Source organism: Streptococcus parasanguinis ATCC 15912 (assembly GCF_000164675.2).
GTDB lineage: Bacteria > Bacillota > Bacilli > Lactobacillales > Streptococcaceae > Streptococcus > Streptococcus parasanguinis.
The window spans coordinates 174,349-193,086 of sequence record NC_015678.1; the positions used below are offsets into that span (position 1 = coordinate 174,349).

At 40.7% G+C, this 18,738-nt stretch carries 17 protein-coding genes; 15 read left to right on the plus strand and 2 right to left on the minus strand.

Annotated features, from left to right (window positions below):
* Positions 1-12 precede the first annotated feature (12 nt).
* The 11 genes from HMPREF0833_RS00920 (at position 13) to HMPREF0833_RS00970 (ending at position 12,640) form a co-directional block, all read left to right on the plus strand.
* Positions 13-615, plus strand: coding sequence for a DUF805 domain-containing protein (locus HMPREF0833_RS00920; protein ID WP_003017728.1), 603 nt, complete (start codon positions 13-15; stop codon positions 613-615).
* 23 nt (positions 616-638) lie between these two features.
* On the plus strand, positions 639-1,673 hold the full coding sequence (holA, locus tag HMPREF0833_RS00925) for a DNA polymerase III subunit delta (RefSeq protein ID WP_013903299.1): 1,035 nt from the start codon (positions 639-641) through the stop codon (positions 1,671-1,673).
* Between the two features lie 87 nt (positions 1,674-1,760).
* Positions 1,761-2,366 (plus strand): superoxide dismutase SodA, encoded by a 606-nt coding sequence (sodA, locus tag HMPREF0833_RS00930; protein ID WP_003017685.1) that lies wholly within the window; start codon positions 1,761-1,763, stop codon positions 2,364-2,366.
* Positions 2,367-2,577: 211 nt separating this feature from the next.
* Positions 2,578-4,047 carry a helicase HerA-like domain-containing protein gene (locus tag HMPREF0833_RS00935; RefSeq protein ID WP_003017749.1) on the plus strand — a complete coding sequence of 490 codons (1,470 nt, stop codon included), beginning with the start codon at positions 2,578-2,580 and terminating at the stop codon, positions 4,045-4,047.
* Positions 4,048-4,145: 98 nt separating this feature from the next.
* Complete coding sequence (locus HMPREF0833_RS00940) at positions 4,146-5,204, plus strand: serine hydrolase (protein ID WP_003017770.1); 1,059 nt, start codon at positions 4,146-4,148, stop codon at positions 5,202-5,204.
* Between the two features lie 159 nt (positions 5,205-5,363).
* On the plus strand, positions 5,364-6,053 hold the full coding sequence (locus tag HMPREF0833_RS00945; protein ID WP_003017838.1) for a Crp/Fnr family transcriptional regulator: 690 nt from the start codon (positions 5,364-5,366) through the stop codon (positions 6,051-6,053).
* A 238-nt stretch (positions 6,054-6,291) separates the two neighbouring features.
* Positions 6,292-7,521, plus strand: a complete 1,230-nt coding sequence (gene arcA / locus HMPREF0833_RS00950) for an arginine deiminase (protein ID WP_003017680.1) — start codon at positions 6,292-6,294, stop codon at positions 7,519-7,521.
* Between the two features lie 84 nt (positions 7,522-7,605).
* Positions 7,606-8,622, plus strand: a complete 1,017-nt coding sequence (gene argF / locus HMPREF0833_RS00955) for an ornithine carbamoyltransferase (protein WP_003006350.1) — start codon at positions 7,606-7,608, stop codon at positions 8,620-8,622.
* Positions 8,623-8,707: 85 nt separating this feature from the next.
* Complete coding sequence (gene arcC / locus HMPREF0833_RS00960) at positions 8,708-9,652, plus strand: carbamate kinase (RefSeq protein ID WP_003017859.1); 945 nt, start codon at positions 8,708-8,710, stop codon at positions 9,650-9,652.
* A 124-nt stretch (positions 9,653-9,776) separates the two neighbouring features.
* Entirely contained in the window at positions 9,777-11,288 is a 1,512-nt protein-coding gene (locus tag HMPREF0833_RS00965) for a YfcC family protein (protein WP_003017698.1), read from the plus strand.
* A gap of 17 nt (positions 11,289-11,305) precedes the next feature.
* Entirely contained in the window at positions 11,306-12,640 is a 1,335-nt protein-coding gene (locus HMPREF0833_RS00970; RefSeq protein ID WP_013903300.1) for a dipeptidase, read from the plus strand.
* A 29-nt stretch (positions 12,641-12,669) separates the two neighbouring features.
* On the opposite strand, the gene HMPREF0833_RS00975 is transcribed toward HMPREF0833_RS00970, so the two are convergent.
* The gene (locus HMPREF0833_RS00975) at positions 12,670-13,140 is read right to left on the minus strand and encodes an arginine repressor (RefSeq protein ID WP_003006364.1); all 471 of its coding nucleotides are present in this window, start codon (positions 13,138-13,140) and stop codon (positions 12,670-12,672) included.
* Positions 13,141-13,151: 11 nt separating this feature from the next.
* Entirely contained in the window at positions 13,152-14,180 is a 1,029-nt protein-coding gene (gene queA / locus HMPREF0833_RS00980) for a tRNA preQ1(34) S-adenosylmethionine ribosyltransferase-isomerase QueA (RefSeq protein ID WP_013903301.1), read from the minus strand.
* 304 nt (positions 14,181-14,484) lie between these two features.
* Between queA and HMPREF0833_RS00985 the strand changes: the two genes are divergently transcribed.
* The 4 genes from HMPREF0833_RS00985 to HMPREF0833_RS01000 all read left to right on the plus strand — a co-directional run bounded on the left by HMPREF0833_RS00985 (position 14,485) and on the right by HMPREF0833_RS01000 (position 18,720).
* Positions 14,485-15,192, plus strand: a complete 708-nt coding sequence (locus HMPREF0833_RS00985; protein ID WP_003017792.1) for a glucosamine-6-phosphate deaminase — start codon at positions 14,485-14,487, stop codon at positions 15,190-15,192.
* A gap of 188 nt (positions 15,193-15,380) precedes the next feature.
* Positions 15,381-16,730: a DUF1958 domain-containing protein gene (locus HMPREF0833_RS00990; RefSeq protein ID WP_013903302.1), complete on the plus strand. Its 1,350-nt coding sequence runs from the start codon at positions 15,381-15,383 to the stop codon at positions 16,728-16,730.
* Between the two features lie 67 nt (positions 16,731-16,797).
* On the plus strand, positions 16,798-17,970 hold the full coding sequence (locus HMPREF0833_RS00995; RefSeq protein WP_013903303.1) for an MFS transporter: 1,173 nt from the start codon (positions 16,798-16,800) through the stop codon (positions 17,968-17,970).
* A 168-nt stretch (positions 17,971-18,138) separates the two neighbouring features.
* Positions 18,139-18,720, plus strand: coding sequence for a lipoprotein (locus HMPREF0833_RS01000; RefSeq protein ID WP_013903304.1), 582 nt, complete (start codon positions 18,139-18,141; stop codon positions 18,718-18,720).
* The last annotated feature ends 18 nt before the right edge of the window (positions 18,721-18,738 follow it).

Below are 18,738 nucleotides of genomic sequence, written 5' to 3' on the forward strand. Positions count from 1 at the left end.
AGGTAGAATCGTATGAACGCATTTAAGCAATTTTGGATACAGTATGCAGATTTTTCAAGTAAGACCAGTCGAGCTCATTTTTGGCTAGCTTTTTTCTGGAATTTCCTGATTTCTTTGCCTCTTTGGGTTTTTTACGTAGTGACTTCTTTATCCCATCAAAATGCTCAAGAAACGCTCAATTTTTCAACTGTTCATTCTAAGACAGGTTTATGGGCGCTCGCTTTCTTAGCATTCTTTTACTTCCTCATTTTGGTACCCAGTCAAGCCATTTGTGTGCGTCGCTTGCGGGATGCTGGAATCCATTGGTCTTGGATCTTTTTGAACCTTGGTCCGGTTATGCTCTATTTGTTGACGGGGCTAGATATTTTCCTATTTCTCTGGGTGATCACAGTTATTTCCCTCTTGATTCTCATGATGCTTCCAGGGAAAAACACCTTCCCACAATCAATGGAAACTCCTATGGGAGTGGCTTCTGAACCACAGGTTACAGCGACAGGGGGGAGCTTTGGAGGCAACTCGTTTGAGCAGATTCCTAATTTTGTAGCAGCACCTGATTTGTCCGACGAAAAACCACCATTGGAACAAAAAATGGCTGCTGAACACGAAATGCACTAAACTGATAAAGATAAGAGAGTTTCATGCAAGCAATTACCGACACTAAACATCTGACGGTTCAAACTCTGCCTCCTATTCTTGTCTTGACAGGAGAGGATGTAGGTCAATTTGAATGGTTAAAAAAAGATATTTTAAATAAAATAGGCTATGATCCTTCAGATTTGAATTATTCTTATTTTGATATGAAGGAAGCCTCCTATGATGAGGTCGAGCTGGATTTGGTCAGTCTTCCCTTTTTTGCAGATGAAAAAATCGTGATTTTGGATCACTTATTGGATGTGACCACTGCCAAAAAACGCAATTTAACAGATGAAGATCTAAAGCAATTTGAAAACTATCTGGAAAATCCTTCTGAATCGACCCGTTTGGTGATATTTGCAGAAGGAAAATTAGATAGTAAGCGCCGCTTGGTCAAACTCCTAAAACGGGATGCCCAAATCATTGAAGCGACAACGCCTAAAGAGCAAGAGGTAAAACGTTATTTTGCAAGTCAGGCCCAAGAATTGGGCTTGCAGTTTGAGGGCGATTCCTTGGACCAGCTACTCTTAAAATCTGGCTATGATTTTGGAGAGTTACAGAAGAATATCGCTCTACTGCAGGCTTATAAAGAAGATGGTCAGATTACCCTCGAAGATATCGAGGAGGTTGTTCCAAAGTCCTTGCAAGATAATATTTTTGATCTGACACAAATGATTCTCAAACGCCAAATCGATCAAGCCCGGAATTTGGTGAAGGATCTCCGCTTACAAGGAGAAGATGAGATAAAATTGATCGCTATTCTGTTGGGGCAATTCCGAATGTTTTCTCAAGTTAAAATTTTCTCAGAAGAAGGCCAATCCGAAAGCCAAATTGTAGCGAGCTTGTCGGAGTTGTCAGGACGCAAGGTCAATCCTTACCAGGTGAAGTTTGCCTTACGGGATAGCCGCAGGCTTTCCCTGTCCTTTTTGAAGCAGGCTATGATGACTTTCATCGAGACGGATTTTGCGATTAAAAGTGGAACATATGAAAAAGACTACTTATTTGATTTGGCCCTGTTGAAAGTAGCGAATAGCGTCTAAATACGAATGAATCGCAAGCAGATTAGTTGAATAATTTATCTGTTTGCGTTATCATCAAGTCAGTAATAAAGAAAAGAGGACCATAAAATGGCTATCATTTTACCAGAATTACCATATGCTTATGATGCATTGGAACCTTATATCGATGAAGAAACCATGCATTTGCACCATGATAAACACCATCAAACATATGTAAACAATGTTAATGCAGCTCTTGAAAAACATCCTGAAATTGGAGAAGACCTTGAAAGCTTGTTAGCTGATGTTGAATCCATTCCAGCTGACATTCGCCAAGCTGTAATCAACAATGGTGGTGGTCATTTGAACCATGCTCTTTTCTGGGAATTGATGACTCCAGAACAAACAGCTCCTTCAGCAGAACTTGCTGCAGCGATTGATGCTACATTTGGTTCATTTGAAGACTTCAAAGCAGCCTTCACAGCAGCAGCAACGACACGTTTTGGTTCTGGCTGGGCATGGTTGGTTGTCAACAAAGAAGGCAAACTCGAAGTGACTTCAACAGCAAATCAAGATACACCGCTCTCTGAAGGTAAAACACCAATCCTTGGTTTGGATGTCTGGGAACACGCTTACTACGTGAAATACCGTAACGTACGTCCTGACTACATCAAAGCTTTCTTCTCAGTGATCAACTGGAATAAAGTTAATGAATTGTTTGTAGCAGCAAAATAATAATCCATAATGAATCTATAGGAACAGGTCTTTGTTTTTATAGATTTTTTTTGTGAATTCATCTTGAAATCGGAGTATAATTCCTTGCGTTTGGACGGTAAAATGATACACTAGTAGAAATGTGTCACACCTATGTGAAACCTGTTTAAAGTGATTAGGTAGGACGAAGTCAAAACGATAAATATAATCTGAAAGTTCAGGGAGAAATGAAATGACTAGTATTGCTATTACCAAAGGAGTTGTTGATACGCCAATCTACTTACAGATGGTGAATCGGCATGGCTTGATTGCGGGTGCAACAGGGACAGGGAAAACAGTCACTCTCAAGGTCCTAACAGAAAAATTAAGTAAAGAAGGTATTCCAGTTTTTCTTGCAGATATCAAAGGAGATTTATCTGGATTAGCGAAAGCGGGGCAATGGACACCAAAACTGGAAGAACGCTATAAGCTTATTGGAATCACAGATCCTTTTGAGCCACAAGCTTTTCCTGTCCGATTGTGGGATGTCTTTGGCCAAGCAGGCCATCCTGTCCGTGCGACTGTTGAAGGAATGGGTTCATTATTCCTTTCTCGTCTTCTTGATTTAAATGAGACTCAGACAGGGATTTTAGCGATTGTTTTTAAATTAGCCAAGGAGAAAGAGTGGCCTTTGATAGATTTGAAGGACTTGCAAAGTCTTTTAAAGGAAGTCTATGAACATAGTTCGGAATATTCAGCCCATTATGGCAATATTACCAAACAGTCTGTTGGAGCGATCCAAAGAAGTCTCTTGGTTTTGGAAGAAGAAGGAGCAGATCAGTTTTTCGGTGAGCCAGCACTTGATTTAAATGATTTCATGCAACTCGATGCATCTGGTCGTGGTTATATCAATATTCTTTCTGCTACAAAGCTCTTTCATTCACCTAAATTGTATTCAACCTTTTTGATCTGGATGCTGTCTCGTCTCTTTGAAACACTTCCAGAGGTTGGGGATCCTGAAAAGCCAAAATTGGTCTTCTTCTTTGATGAAGCGCATCTCCTCTTTAAGGATGCGAGCAAGCTCTTTCTTGAGAAGGTCGAGCAAGTGGTACGCTTGATTCGATCTAAGGGTGTAGGGATTTACTTTATTACCCAAAATCCTCAAGACCTACCAGAGTCTGTTTTAGCGCAACTTGGGAATCGTATTCAGCATGCTCTTCGAGCTTACACTCCAAAAGAAATGAAGGCGATTAAGGTTGCTGCCCAAAGTTTTCGTCTGAATCCAGATTTTGATACAGAAACTGTGATTACTGAGTTAGGGACAGGGGAAGCCTTGGTTTCTTTCCTGAATGAAAAGGGACAGCCTAGTGTGGTTGAGCGTACCTTTATTCTTTCTCCTCAATCCAGTTTTGATCTGTTAAATGAAAGTGAACAATTGGCCTTGATCACAACATCGCCTTTCCATCAAAAGTATGCGACAGCGATTGACCGAGAATCTGCCTATGAAAAATTAGCGGCTAAAGCAAGCAAGGAAGTGCAAGAAGAGAAAAAAGAAGCAGAAAAAGAACGGTCTGCAACAGAAAAAACAGAGCAAAAACGCAGTCCAGGTCGTCCAAGGAAATCCAGTCTTGAAAAGGCAAAAGATTCCTTCTTGAGTTCTTTATTCCGGACGATCGCGCGTGAAATTGCTAAGCTCATTATGGGCTCCTTTAAACAGAAGTAATTTCTTAAAGAAGAGGGATATTTTTTTAAAAAATAAACCGTTTTCCCCTTCTGATTATTCTTGTTATTTTTAGTAGAATCTTTTATAATTAATTCTATATGAAAAAATATTTTAATCTACGCTCGATTATGATTGGAATCAGCATCCTTTTGTGCCTGGTGGGAACAGGTGTATTGGGGTATTTGCATCTCACGCAACCAACAGTATCAGCAATTGAAAACAAAGCAAAGAAAACAAAAAAATTAGATGTAGAAAAGTCAACCCCAGAGACCAAAAAACCACGTGTCAAATCTCCAGAAGCTAAGCAAGCAGTTGTAGACGCAGATATGGAGACGATGAGCGCTTATGGCCTTGTCTATGATTATGCTAATAAAGGTTTGGTAGAGGTTGTTCAGGATTTCTTAGCAGAAAGTGGAATTGATCCATCACAAATTGCCTTTACTTATCGTAATGCCATTACAGGAGAGCAGTTTGCGATGAATGATCTTCAACCAATGACGGCAGGTAGTACCTATAAGCTACCGTTGAATATGTTGGTGGTGGATGAAGTCGCAAAGGGCAAACTGAATTTAACAGACAGGTTTGACATTACCAACACCTACTATGAATATGTAGGGGAGCATGACAATTACGTTGCTGCCTTTGATGGAGCCATGTCTATTCCTGATATGCAGCGCTATTCATTGGTTTACTCTGAAAATACCCCAGCTTATGCCTTAGCAGATCGATTGGGTGGCATGGAGCAAGCGCGGAAGCTATTCAGTCGCTATGGTCAATCCCGTTCACCAGAAGTAAAGACCTTTAGCGATGAAAATAAAACGACAACAGATTACTATATCCATGTTTTGGAATATCTTTGGAATCATCAAGAAAAATATGCAGATTTGTTGGAATTGATTGGTGAGTCTTTCCCAGGTGAGTACTATAAGAAATTCTTACCGGATTTGGTCATTCAACAAAAACCAGGCTATGTTGCTGAAGCTTTGAATGTGGACGCTATTGTGCGTGAATCTACTCCGTACCTGATCGCCATTTATACCGCAGGTCTTGGAGGAACGACTCCAGAAAGTGCTGAGATCAGTGGTGTCGGTCTGTATCAATTGGGTCAATTGGCTTATGTTATCAATGAATGGCATCGAGTTAATATGAATGAATAATCGACAAAAGGTCTGAGGGTTGCTCAGGCCTTTTATTCTATTAAAGTAGGATGAAATTTACTTGTTGTTTTGAATTACTTTTCTGTTCTAAAGAGACTTCTTTCCCTTTTCTATAAAAAGTATGTTATACTAATAATAGTAATAAGAGGAAGTATAGACATGATTACAAAGGAAGATTACCAGTTGCTTCGCTTGCATCCTGCATTTTCTGCGTTGCCAGTGGAGCTTTTTGATAAATTAGCTGTTGAAATTCATGCCAGGGATATCCCTAAAGGACAAATTTTATTTTTTGCAGGAGATAGACGGGATCGCATATTCCTTCTAGTGGAGGGCTTTGTTCGCATTGAGCAATTTGATTCTTCTGACCAATTCTCCTATATGGATTACATTAAAAAAGGGTCCTTGTTTCCTTATGGTGGAATGTTCCAGGACGAACGCTACCACTATACAGCCAGTGCTGTAACGGATTTACGCTGTTTTGTAATTCCCGTCAATCTTTATGAGATGTCTGCTCAAGAAAGCAAGGAGCAATTGCTCTTCATTTCGAGAAAGCTTTCGTCGATTCTAGAATTTCAAGAGTTGCGTCTACGTAATGTTGTGACAGCCAGTGCTAGTGAGCGCGTGGTTCAGTCTTTGGCCATATTATGCAAGGACTATGAAAGCCTTGGAAATCAACTTCCATTTCCGATTAGTATGAAGGAAATGGCCAAATTAGCGGCAACAACTCGAGAAACAGTCAATCAAGTTTTAAAGAAACTCATCGATTCTCGTAAGATTCAGTATGAAAGAAAACAACTAACTTTTCTAGATACAGCCTACTTTTTAAAGAGCTTTGAAGAGATCAACTAATTTGTTGATCTTTTTATATATTTTACAAAAAAAATATATATTCACAAAAATAATATAAAAGACAAAATATTCAAAGAAAACGCTTCATATTGACTGAAATATAGATAAAATTCAAAAAAACACAAAATTCTTTGCATTCAAAAAGTAGAATCCTTCGTGAAAGCGGTAACAATAAAGGATATAATAACAATTGTAATAAAGCTTGTGAACAAGCTCAAAGAAAAAAGGAGGATGACAGATGTCAACTAAACCAATTCATGTTTTCTCTGAAATTGGAAAACTGAAAAAAGTAATGTTGCACCGTCCAGGTAAAGAGTTGGAAAACTTGATGCCTGACTATCTAGAGCGTCTTCTTTTTGATGATATTCCATTCTTGGAAGATGCTCAAAAAGAACACGACAATTTCGCTCAAGCGCTTCGTAACGAAGGAATCGAAGTACTTTATCTTGAAAAATTGGCAGCTGAGTCATTGACTACTCCAGAAATTCGCGAACAATTCATCGAAGAATATCTTGATGAAGCAAACATTCGTGGTCGCCAAACTAAAAACGCTATTCGCGAAATCCTTCGTGGTATTGAAGACAACCAAGAATTGGTTGAAAAAACAATGGCTGGTTTCCAAAAAGCTGAGCTTCCAGAAATTCCAGAAGCTGATAAAGGCTTGACAGACCTTGTTGAATCTGACTACCCATTTGCGATTGATCCAATGCCAAACTTGTACTTCACACGTGACCCATTTGCTACAATTGGGAATGCAGTATCATTGAACCACATGTATGCAGATACACGTAACCGTGAAACTTTGTATGGTAAATACATCTTCAAATATCACCCAGTATATGGTGGTAATGTAGATTTGGTATACAACCGTGAAGAAGACACTCGTATCGAAGGTGGGGACGAATTGGTCCTTTCTAAAGATGTCTTGGCAGTTGGTATCTCACAACGTACAGATGCTGCATCAATTGAAAAATTGTTGGTAAACATCTTCAAGAAGAACGTTGGCTTCAAGAAAGTATTGGCCTTCGAATTTGCGAACAACCGTAAATTCATGCACTTGGATACAGTATTCACAATGGTGGACTACGATAAATTCACAATCCACCCAGAAATCCAAGGCAACCTTCGCGTCTTCTCTGTAACATATGAAAATGAAGCATTGAAGATTGTTGAAGAAAAAGGTGATTTGGCTGAATTGCTTGCTGAAAACCTTGGTGTAGAAAAAGTTACATTGATCCCTTGTGGTGATGGCAATGTGGTTGCAGCTGCTCGTGAACAATGGAACGACGGATCAAATACTCTTACAATCGCACCTGGTGTGGTAGTTGTATACGATCGTAACACAGTCACAAACAAGAAATTAGAAGAATACGGACTTCGTTTGATTAAGATCCGCGGAAGTGAATTGGTTCGCGGTCGTGGTGGACCTCGTTGTATGTCAATGCCATTTGAACGTGAAGAAATCTAATAGAGAAGACCGAGAGCTGGTCTTTGAGGATCAGCTCTTTCTTCTTACTGATCAATACTAGAAAGAAAATAGGAGACAAATAGAATGACAAATTCAGTGTTCCAAGGACGTAGCTTCTTGGCAGAAAAAGACTTTACACGTGCAGAGTTAGAATACCTTATCGGACTTTCAGCTCACTTGAAAGACCTTAAAAAACGCAACATTGAACACCACTATCTTGCTGGTAAAAACATTGCGCTTTTGTTTGAAAAAACTTCAACTCGTACTCGTGCAGCCTTCACTACTGCAGCTATCGACCTTGGTGCTCACCCAGAATACCTTGGTGCAAACGACATCCAACTTGGTAAAAAAGAATCTACAGAAGATACTGCTAAAGTTCTTGGACGTATGTTTGATGGTATTGAATTCCGTGGTTTCAGCCAACGTATGGTTGAAGAATTGGCTGAATTCTCAGGTGTTCCAGTATGGAACGGTTTGACTGACGAATGGCACCCAACTCAAATGCTTGCAGACTACTTGACAGTTCAAGAAAACTTTGGACGTTTGGAAGGTTTGACACTTGTATACTGTGGTGATGGACGTAACAACGTTGCGAACAGCCTTCTTGTAACAGGTGCTATCCTTGGTGTGAACGTACACATCTTCTCACCAAAAGAACTCTTCCCAGAAAAAGAAATCGTTGAATTGGCAGAAGGATTTGCAAAAGAAAGTGGCGCTCATATCTTGATCACTGAAGATGCCGACGAAGCAGTGAAAGGTGCAGACGTACTTTACACTGACGTTTGGGTATCAATGGGTGAAGAAGACAAATTTGCAGAACGTGTTGCCCTTTTGAAACCTTACCAAGTAAACATGGATTTGATTAAGAAAGCTGATAACGAAGACTTGATCTTCTTGCACTGCTTGCCAGCCTTCCACGATACAAATACTGTTTACGGTAAAGATGTTGCTGAAAAATTCGGCGTAGAAGAAATGGAAGTTACTGACGAAGTGTTCCGCAGCAAATATGCTCGTCACTTTGACCAAGCTGAAAACCGTATGCACACAATCAAAGCGGTTATGGCAGCAACTCTTGGTAACTTGTACATTCCAAAAGTTTAAGACTTTATAACCGTATACCAACAGCTATAGGGGCTGGACTGCTAGCTTTAGTCCTGCCCCTATTTTTTATAGAAAGGGAAAACTTATGTCAAGAAAAATCGTCGTTGCTTTGGGAGGAAATGCTATTCTCTCATCTGATCCTTCTGCTCAAGCTCAACAAGAAGCACTTGTAGAAACAGCAAAACACTTAGTCAAATTAATCAAAAATGGGGATGACTTGATCATCACTCACGGAAATGGTCCTCAAGTAGGAAACCTTTTGCTCCAACACTTGGCAGCAAACTCTGAAAAGAACCCTGCTTTCCCACTTGATTCATTAGTTGCTATGACCGAAGGAAGCATTGGCTACTGGCTTCAAAATGCTCTTCAAAATGCTCTTCTTGAAGAAGGAATTGAAAAAGATGTGGCTTCTGTTGTGACACAAGTCGTTGTTGATAAGAACGACCCAGCTTTTGTCAACCTCAGCAAACCAATCGGTCCATTCTACTCAGAAGAAGAAGCAAAAGCAGAAGCTGAAAAATCTGGAGCAACTTTCAAAGAAGATGCTGGTCGTGGCTGGCGTAAAGTTGTTGCTTCACCAAAACCAGTGGATATCAAAGAAATCAATACCATCCGTACTTTGTTGAACGACGGTCAAGTCGTTGTGGCAGCCGGTGGTGGCGGTATCCCAGTTGTGAAAGAAGCAGATGGTAGCCTATCTGGTGTTGAAGCTGTCATCGATAAAGACTTCGCATCTCAACGTTTGGCTGAATTAGTAGAAGCAGACCTCTTCATCGTCTTGACTGGTGTCGATTATGTCTTTGTGAACTACAACAAACCAGACCAAGCAAAATTGGAACATGTTAATGTGGCTCAATTGGAAGAATATATCAAACAAGACCAATTTGCACCAGGAAGCATGCTTCCTAAAGTGGAAGCTGCCATTGCCTTTGTAAATGGTCGCCCAGAAGGAAAAGCAGTTATTACATCACTTGAAAACCTGGGAGCTTTGATTGAGTCTGAAAGTGGAACAATCATCCAAAAAAACTAATGAAAAATTAGGAAAAAACTAGTATTTTAAAGCTTATTGTGATAGAATAAGTCTATAGGAAAGCGTTTTACAAGAGACTCTTGTAAAACATCACTCACACTTTGTTGCGTTAGGAGGAAGACAAATGAGTGAAAAAACAAAAAAAGGATTTAAGATGCCTTCATCTTTTTCCGTATTGTTAATTATCATTGCTATTATGGCAGTGTTAACTTGGATTATTCCAGCTGGTCAATACAAGGTTGACGATGCAGGTGCTATCATTGCAGGTAGTTATGAATCTGTAAAAGCACATCCTCAAGGGATTTGGGATGTCTTGATGGCCCCAATCAATGCCATGCTTGGTAAAGCACCAACTAGTGCAGCGATTGACGTAGCCTTCTTCATCTTGATGGTCGGTGGTTTCCTTGGAGTTGTAAACGAAACAGGTACCCTTGATGTAGGGATTGCTTCTATCGTTCGCAAATACAAAGGCCGCGAAAAAATGTTGATTTTGATCTTGATGCCATTGTTTGCCCTTGGTGGTACAACTTATGGTATGGGTGAAGAAACCATGGCCTTCTATCCACTTCTTGTACCTGTTATGATGTCTGTTGGTTTTGACAGCTTGACAGGGGTAGCCATTATCCTTTTAGGATCACAAATCGGATGTTTGGCGTCAACATTGAACCCATTTGCGACAGTTATCGCATCTGATACTGCAGGTATCTCAAGTGCTTCAGGTCTCTTACTTCGTGTGATCTTCTGGATCGTATTGACAGGACTTAGCACATATTATGTATACCGTTATGCAGATAAGGTTCAAAAAGACCCAACCAAATCTCTCACCTATGCAACTCGTGAAGAAGATTTGAAACACTTCAATGTTGATAGTGGCGAAGAAATTCCTTCACAAATGAACAAGAAACAAAAACGTGTCTTGCTCGTCTTCATCTCAACATTCGTTATCATGGTTGCTGGATTTATCCCATTCAAAGATTTGGGTATTAAATTCTTTGAAAGCTTTAACGAATCTCTCCATAAAATTCCAGTACTTGGTCAATTGATCGGTAACACAGATGCTCTTGGTACATGGTACTTCCCTCAAACAGCTATGCTCTTTGCCTTCATGGGAATCCTCGTTGGTATCATTTATGGCTTGAAAGAAGATAAAATCATTTCATCCTTCATGAATGGTGCAGCTGACCTCTTGAGTGTTGCTCTTATCGTAGCAGTAGCACGTGGTATCCAAGTCATCATGAACGACGGTATGATCACTGCGACAATTCTTCACTGGGGTGAAGAAGGATTGAAAGGTCTTTCATCTCAATTGTTCATTGTCTTGACTTACATTTTCTACTTGCCAATGTCATTCTTGATCCCATCATCATCTGGTCTTGCCAGTGCAACAATGGGTATCATGGCACCTCTTGGTAAATTTGTCAATGTACCAGGTAGCTTGATTGTCACAGCTTACCAATCTGCATCTGGTGTCTTGAACTTGATCGCACCAACTTCAGGTATCGTAATGGGAGCTCTTGCTCTTGGACGTGTTGACTTGAGTGCATGGTGGAAATTCATGGGTAAATTGGTCGTAGCGATTGTTGTGATCACCATTGCCCTTCTTCTACTAGGAACTGTGGTTCCATTCTTGCAATAGAATAAAGTAGGTGTTTCATGAAAAAAAGAATTAAGAACGATGTGAAAGAGCAGTTTTTAAACTCTCTTCAAACCATCATTTCTTATCCTTCTGTATTAAATGAAGGGGAAAATGGAACACCGTTTGGACAAGCTATCCAAGATGTCCTAGAAAAAACCTTAGAGCTTGCTCAGGAATTAGGTTTTCAAACATATATAGATCCTGAAGGATACTATGGATATGCAGAGATCGGTCAGGGGGAAGAACTCCTGGCCGTTCTTTGTCACTTGGATGTTGTTCCAGCCGGTGATCTAAAAGATTGGCAAACGCCACCTTTTGAAGCGACCATTGTCGGTGATTATTTAGTGGGTCGTGGTGTGCAGGATGATAAGGGTCCGTCCCTCGCTGCTCTTTACGCTGTCAAGAGTTTGCTGGATGATGGCATCCAGTTTACCAAACGAATTCGCTTTATCTTTGGGACGGATGAAGAAACCTTGTGGCGCTGTATGAACCGCTACAATCAAATCGAAGAGCAAGCAGATTTAGGATTTGCACCAGATTCCTCTTTCCCCTTAACCTATGCTGAAAAAGGCTTATTACAAGTGAAATTGCATGGTCCAGGTTGGGATGATCTTCCCTTACAGGCTGGACAGGCCCTCAATGTTGTTCCAGACAAGGCGACCTATGCTGGTCATCGTTTGGAGGAGTTGCTTCCTGTTTTGGATCAAAGTGGGGTTCAGTATAGCCAAACAGCAGATTCTGTAACGGTTTTGGGTGTTTCGAAACACTCTAAAGATGCAGCCGAAGGAGTGAATGCTATTGTCGGTTTAGCGGAAAGTTTATCCCTCATCCAACCCCATCCAGCCTTGCTCTTTATAGCAGATGCTGTTGGTGAGGATGCAACGGGAGAAGCTTTATTTGGCAGAATTACAGATGAACCTAGTGGGGATCTTTCTTTTAATCTTGCGACCCTTGTGATCGATCAAGAACAATCGGAAATCGGGATTGATATCCGGATTCCCGTCTTAGCAGACAAGGATGCCTTGGTAGCTCGTTTGCAAGAAATTGCAGCTAGTTATCAGTTGGAATATGAAGAGTTTGATTATTTGGCTCCTTTATATGTTCCTTTGGATAGTTCTTTAGTCAGCTCTTTGATGGCCGTCTATCAGGAAGAAACTGGTGATAAGACGCCAGCTATGTCTTCTGGTGGTGCGACATTTGCGCGGACCATGGAAAATTGTGTTGCCTTTGGGGCTCTTTTCCCAGGTGCAGAACAGACCGAGCACCAAGCCAATGAACGTGCAAAAATTGAAGATCTCTATGCTGCGATGGAAATCTATCGAGAAGCCATTCAACGCTTAGCTACAACATAAAAAGTTTGGAAACTTGGTTTCCAAACTTTTTATTTACTAAAGAAGAAGGGTGGGGTGAATTCTTTTAATTTTTCAAAACAATCCAAAGCTCCTTGATTGTCTTCGCAGATGACCAAACAGACATCGTCTCCACAGATGGTGGCTACAATTTCTTGGAGTTCTAATGCATCTAAGATCGCTCCAAAAGATTGAGCGAGGCCTGGAAGAGTTTTTACAACGACCTGGTTTTGAACGGGCCGCAACATGACTAAGGCATCTTCCATATACATCCGCAGGCGCTTTTCCCAACGGGAAGGAGCGATGGTATTCATGGCATAGTAGGAACTATCCCCCTCGTTAATTTTTACTAGATTCAAGGATTTGACATCCCGTGAAAGGGTGGACTGGGTAACGAGAACGCCATTGGCTTCTAAGGCTTCTTGAAGTTCTTGTTGAGTATGAATCCTACGCTCAGAAATGATAGAGCGGATCAAGCGGTGGCGACTTTCAATTTTATTCATGAGAGATTCCTTTACTTGATGAACATAGCATCCCCAAAACTGAAGAAGCGGTAGCGTTCTTGAATAGCATGGTGGTATGCTTCGAGGGTTAATTCACGGCCGGCAAAGGCAGAAACCAACATGACCAGAGTTGATTTTGGAAGGTGGAAGTTGGTTGAAAAGGCATCGACGACTTTCCATTCATAACCTGGTTTGATAAAAATATTGGTCCAGCCTGAATCAGCTTGGATGTCTCCATCAAATTTGTTGCCAATCGTTTCAAGGGTCCGAATAGAAGTCGTTCCGACGGCCACGATGCGTTTTCCTGCAGCTTTTACCTGGCGAAGGGTCGCAGCAGCTTCTTCAGAAAGTTGGTAAAATTCAGAGTGCATCTCATGGTCTTCAAGATTGTCCACGGATACTGGACGGAAGGTTCCTAGGCCCACATGAAGGGTCAAATAGACCAGGTGAACCCCTTTTGCTTCAATTTTTTGGAGCAATTCTTGGGTGAAATGAAGACCTGCCGTCGGAGCTGCAGCAGAACCATTTTCTTTGGCGTAAACGGTTTGGTAGCGTTCGCGATCAGCAAGCTTTTCGTGAATATAAGGAGGAAGTGGCATTTCGCCAAGGCTTTCTAGAACTTCTAAGAAGATCCCTTGATAGTGGAAGCGGACGATGCGGCCTCCATGCTCCAATTCTTCCTCGACAGTTGCGGTCAAACGACCATCTCCAAAGCTGACTGTGGCCCCTACCTTTAAGCGTTTTGCAGGTTTTGCCAAGACTTCCCAACAGTCATCTTGGGTATTTTTAAGGAGAAGGAATTCGACGTGACCACCTGTTTCTGGTTTGACTCCATGAAGACGGGCAGGTAGAACGCGCGTATTGTTCATGACAAGAGCATCTCCTGGTTCCAATTCATCCAAAATTGCATCAAAATGACGGTCTTGGAATTTCCCTGTTTTTCGATCGAGAATCAAGAGTTTAGAGGCATCGCGTTTTTCAAGAGGGGTTTGGGCAATCAGTTCTTCAGGTAAATCAAAGTCAAAGTCGTTTGTGTTCATTTGTGCTCCTTTAAAGTAAATTTGAGAGTAGATAGATGGTTGTTCCAATAGCTAAAAGCATCAGGCAAGTTCCTATCAAAAATATTATAGCCCTTAGGACTTTTCTTCGGTGAATCAAAAAAGATAAGAGAAAAACAAGAAGTCCTATCAAAAAAATGATAAATAATATAGTTACAATCATACCTTTCATTATATCACGAATCGAATTGAAAATGAAAAAATACAAAAAAAGATAGCGGTTTCACTTGACAAAAATTGGTCTATACCATATAATTAAACCATAGAGATATAGGAGGTCTATCGCATGAAGATTATTGAAGTTCAGGACCAAATTGAGGGTGGAAAAGTTGCCTTTGATCTGTTTAAAGAAAAATTACAGGAAGGAGCTCAAACCATAGGTCTTGCGACAGGAAGCAGTCCCCTTGAATTTTACAAACAAATTCGTGAAAGTGATTTGGACTTATCTAATCTAATTAGTGTTAACTTAGATGAATATGTAGGATTAACAGGAGATGATCCTCAATCCTACCGTTATTTCATGGAGAAAAATCTCTTTGATGCCAAACCATTTAAAGAAAGCTACCTCCCAATAGGTGTAGAAGAAACAGCCGAACAAGAAGTTGCACGTTATAATCAGATTTTAGAAGAACATCCTGTAGATCTTCAAATTCTAGGGGTTGGGCGCAATGGACACATCGGTTTCAATGAGCCAGGGACATCCTTTGATAGCCAAACCCATTTAGTCCAGTTAGATGCTTCTACAATTGAAGCGAACTCTCGTTTCTTTGATAAAATTGAGGATGTACCAACCAAGGCAATTTCGATGGGAATTGCTAATATCTTAGCAGCAAAATCGATTGTTTTGTTTGCTTATGGGGAATCGAAAGCCCAAGCGATTAAAGGAACAGTAGAGGGTGAAAAGACAGAAGAAGTGCCTGCAAGTGCCCTTCAGGGACATCCAGATGTGACCATCATTGCGGATAAGGAAGCTTTGAGCTTGTTAAGTCGATAAAAAACAGGACCTATCGCCGATTTATTCGTGCTAGATAGGTTTTTTTCTGCTTCAAAGTATGGTACAATACAAGTAATTATCTGCTGGGATTAGCTCTTTTCATCTACTGGGAGACAAGAGAAAAGGGCATGAGGGCTAGAAGCTTGTTTTAGCCTCCAGCTGAATAGTCTGTTATAAAGGAATAGTTTATGATAAAAAAATATTTGATCCATATTTGCCTCCTTCTGAGTCTCTTATGCCAGCCAATTCTAGCTAGTGCGGATGAATTGGTGGATATGGCGCAAAAGATGTACCCAAATGACAATGTCCAAGCCATTAACCGTCCACATTCCTCACTCATTATTGACGGCAATACGGGAAATGTTCTTTGGAAAGACAATATCGATGAAGTCAGAGATCCTGCCAGCATGAGTAAGCTCATGACGCTCTATCTCTTGTTTGAAGATATGGCAAATGGCAAGATCAGTAAGGATACAGTGATCAAGGCGACCGCTTCAGACCAAGCGATCGGAAAGATCTATGAAATCTCCAACAATAATATTGTTGCTGGGGTAGACTACACAATTCCTGAGTTGATTACCATGACAGTGGTTCCATCCTCAAATGTATCGACCCTCATGTTGGCCAATCTCATGTCCAACAATGATCCAGATGCCTTTATCGAGCGTATGAATGCCAAGGCTAAGGAATTAGGGATGACCAATACGGTCTGGAATAACCCAAGCGGGGCGGCCATCTCCACCTTGCAAGGCTACTATCAGGTAAACAATTATCCAAATGATGCGGCTAACCAGACAACTGCGCGTGATTTGGGAATTTTGGTCTATCATTTTATCAATCAATACCCAGATATTTTAAACTATACCAATCAAGCACAAGTCACGGTCAAAAAGGGGACTCCGTATGAGGAAACCTTTGATACCTACAATTATTCATTGCCAGGAGCCAAGTATGCTTTGAAAGGTGTGGATGGTTTAAAAACTGGATCAAGTCCTCGTGGAGCTTTCAATTATATCGCGACCATCAAACGGGGAAATCAGCGCTTAATTGCTGTCATTATGGGCGTAGGAGATTGGGCAGACCAAGATGGGGAATATTACCGTCACCCGTTTGGGAATGCTTTGATCGAAAAAGCTTATAAAGATTTTGGCTATAAAAAATTGTTAGATGCAGGTGTCCAGAAGATTGACGGCAAGACCTATACACTCGAAAAACCCTTCTATGCAACGGTCAAAAAAGGTGCTAAAGAACCGACCCTTGCGGTAAAAGATGGCTATCTGACAGTAGATAATGATCTCTACACTTTGTCTGAAGGTATCCGAGATGATATGAAGGTGGAAGAAGGGGCTAAGCCAGAGCTTGTCAAAGAAAAAGCTGATGGAAAAAAGACAACGGCTAAGCAAAGTAAATGGCTTTCGCTGGATCACTTCCTAATTTTGATTCCGATTCTCATTCTTGTCATCATTCTCTCGATTGAAAAACAAAGTCGTGAGAGACGCAAAAAAAGGCTCAAAAGCGCTATAATAAAAAATAAATAGAAACTCAACTGGTGATCAGTTGGGTTTTGTCGTTGTTTCGTTCATACTTATTTAGAAAAGGATTCATATGAAAAAATTCCGAAATTCTTATGCAGCTTATATGTTGCTCTATAGTTTTTATTTTATGTCCACATCTCTCTTTACGACCCTCATTTCCGTCTATTTGATGGGAAAGCACTATAGTGCAACCCAAGTGTCGACCTTGGTATCGGTTGCCTTTTTCTTATCTATGGTAGCCCAACCTTTCTTTGGGTATATCAATGAGCGATTTGGAATCGTAAAAATGACGACCCTCAGTCTGAGTGTGATCATTGGTGGTGTCCTAGGTTTTCTTTGGGCACCTAATCTCTTTTGGCTGACCGTTTTTTATGGGATTGTTCTAGTCTGTTTGAATGGGACAGCTCCCATGATGGAAGTATTTGCAACGCAAAGTCCATACGCTTTTGGGAAGATTCGCGTTTGGGGAACCATTGGCTACTCGGTCGGTGTTCAAATAGCCGGCTGGGTCTATCATCAATTTAGCCCCCAAGCTGTCTATTATACGGTTTTGATCACCATTGTACTCAGCATTTTCTGTCTAAGTGCTGTTCGGATGAAGACAAGAGAGAAAAAAGAAGAAAAGGTTAAAGAGCCGGTTTCTATTCGTCCTCTTCTTCACAATGTGCCTTACCTCTTCTTTATCATTTTGATTGGCTTGGCTTCAGGTGTTGGAAATATTGGTCATACCTATATTCCTGAGTTGCTCATGGATAGTGGTCTACCAGTTCATATTGCCTCAACAGTTGTGGCTATCTCAGTCGTAGTGGAAGCCCCCTTGATCTTTTTCTCTGATCGATTCATGGACCACTGGCCTTTACGGGTTTTGATCGCTCTTCCAATTGGGATTATTTTCGCTCAATATGCCGTCTACGCTCTTCCAAGTCCTGTCTTCTTAAAAGTGATAATGACTCTCTTAGCTAAGCACACGACAGGGATGGTTTTGATTATGGTCTCCTTACGGTTTATCGCCCAACAGGTAAATGGCAAAGACTTGGTTCTTGCCATGGCCATTGTCCAAGGAGCTCGTTATTTAGGAACCATTCTTTTACAACCCCTCGCAGCCCTCTGTATTGAAAGAGGTGGTTACCAAGTCATGAGTTTCTTTTTAGCAGGGGTTGTAGGGATCGTCTTTTTACTGAGTTTTGCCTTAAAAATGCCCCAAGGGAAGGCTCACGGCCTTTTTGGTGGTAAAGTAGACTAATGAAATTGTTACAATTGTATGACTCATAATCGAGAAGTTGGATAGAAACACTGATTTCACAGTGTTTTGTCCAACTTTTTTTGCTATTATTAAGAACTAGTGATTAATTTGACGATCAAAGTATCCGATGGTAGAATGAGGTAAAATAAATATAAAGGAGACCATTTTATGAAAAAAATGATCTTATCGACAGCTGCTCTTTTGACGATTGTTTCACTTGCTGCTTGTTCAAACAAACAAGACACAAAGAAGGAAACTTCAAATAGTCAATCAACGACTAAAGTGACGAGCAAATCTGCCAACACTTCAAAAAGTAAGGATACTTCAACAGATTCAGAAGATACATCCACTTCTAGTCTCTTAACAGATGCTGAAATCAGCAAGGCTAAAACAGTTGGAGACTTCAAAAAGTTATTTGCAAAACTAATGGATCAAACAGTTTCTCTTACTGAAGAAGCAGGTGCTTCTGTGACAGGCTCAGCCAAAGTGGGCTATGATGCGACTGTCAGTAGCTTGAAGCAACAAATGGAAACTCAAAAAGAAATCTTTAATGAAAGCTTGGAAAGCATTGGTTCAGATAGCACAGTCGTTCCTAAAGAAGACCGTGAAGCTCTGATCGAAAGCTTGAAAGATGCTCGAGAAGAGTTGGAAAGTGCTCGTAAAGAAATGAAAGATTTGCAGAAAGAATTGAGTAAATCACCTGTTGCAGATGATGACAGTGATGATTCGGATTCAGATTCTGAAGAATAAGATGGAGAAAGGGTTGGA

Coding starts and splice junctions, on each gene's coding strand:
- HMPREF0833_RS00920 (WP_003017728.1), top strand. CDS start 13: ATGAACGCATTTAAGCAATTTTGGATACAGTATGCAGATTTTTCAAGT.
- holA (WP_013903299.1), top strand. CDS start 639: ATGCAAGCAATTACCGACACTAAACATCTGACGGTTCAAACTCTGCCT.
- sodA (WP_003017685.1), top strand. CDS start 1,761: ATGGCTATCATTTTACCAGAATTACCATATGCTTATGATGCATTGGAA.
- HMPREF0833_RS00935 (WP_003017749.1), top strand. CDS start 2,578: ATGACTAGTATTGCTATTACCAAAGGAGTTGTTGATACGCCAATCTAC.
- HMPREF0833_RS00940 (WP_003017770.1), top strand. CDS start 4,146: ATGAAAAAATATTTTAATCTACGCTCGATTATGATTGGAATCAGCATC.
- HMPREF0833_RS00945 (WP_003017838.1), top strand. CDS start 5,364: ATGATTACAAAGGAAGATTACCAGTTGCTTCGCTTGCATCCTGCATTT.
- arcA (WP_003017680.1), top strand. CDS start 6,292: ATGTCAACTAAACCAATTCATGTTTTCTCTGAAATTGGAAAACTGAAA.
- argF (WP_003006350.1), top strand. CDS start 7,606: ATGACAAATTCAGTGTTCCAAGGACGTAGCTTCTTGGCAGAAAAAGAC.
- arcC (WP_003017859.1), top strand. CDS start 8,708: ATGTCAAGAAAAATCGTCGTTGCTTTGGGAGGAAATGCTATTCTCTCA.
- HMPREF0833_RS00965 (WP_003017698.1), top strand. CDS start 9,777: ATGAGTGAAAAAACAAAAAAAGGATTTAAGATGCCTTCATCTTTTTCC.
- HMPREF0833_RS00970 (WP_013903300.1), top strand. CDS start 11,306: ATGAAAAAAAGAATTAAGAACGATGTGAAAGAGCAGTTTTTAAACTCT.
- HMPREF0833_RS00975 (WP_003006364.1), bottom strand. CDS start 13,140: ATGAATAAAATTGAAAGTCGCCACCGCTTGATCCGCTCTATCATTTCT.
- queA (WP_013903301.1), bottom strand. CDS start 14,180: ATGAACACAAACGACTTTGACTTTGATTTACCTGAAGAACTGATTGCC.
- HMPREF0833_RS00985 (WP_003017792.1), top strand. CDS start 14,485: ATGAAGATTATTGAAGTTCAGGACCAAATTGAGGGTGGAAAAGTTGCC.
- HMPREF0833_RS00990 (WP_013903302.1), top strand. CDS start 15,381: ATGATAAAAAAATATTTGATCCATATTTGCCTCCTTCTGAGTCTCTTA.
- HMPREF0833_RS00995 (WP_013903303.1), top strand. CDS start 16,798: ATGAAAAAATTCCGAAATTCTTATGCAGCTTATATGTTGCTCTATAGT.
- HMPREF0833_RS01000 (WP_013903304.1), top strand. CDS start 18,139: ATGAAAAAAATGATCTTATCGACAGCTGCTCTTTTGACGATTGTTTCA.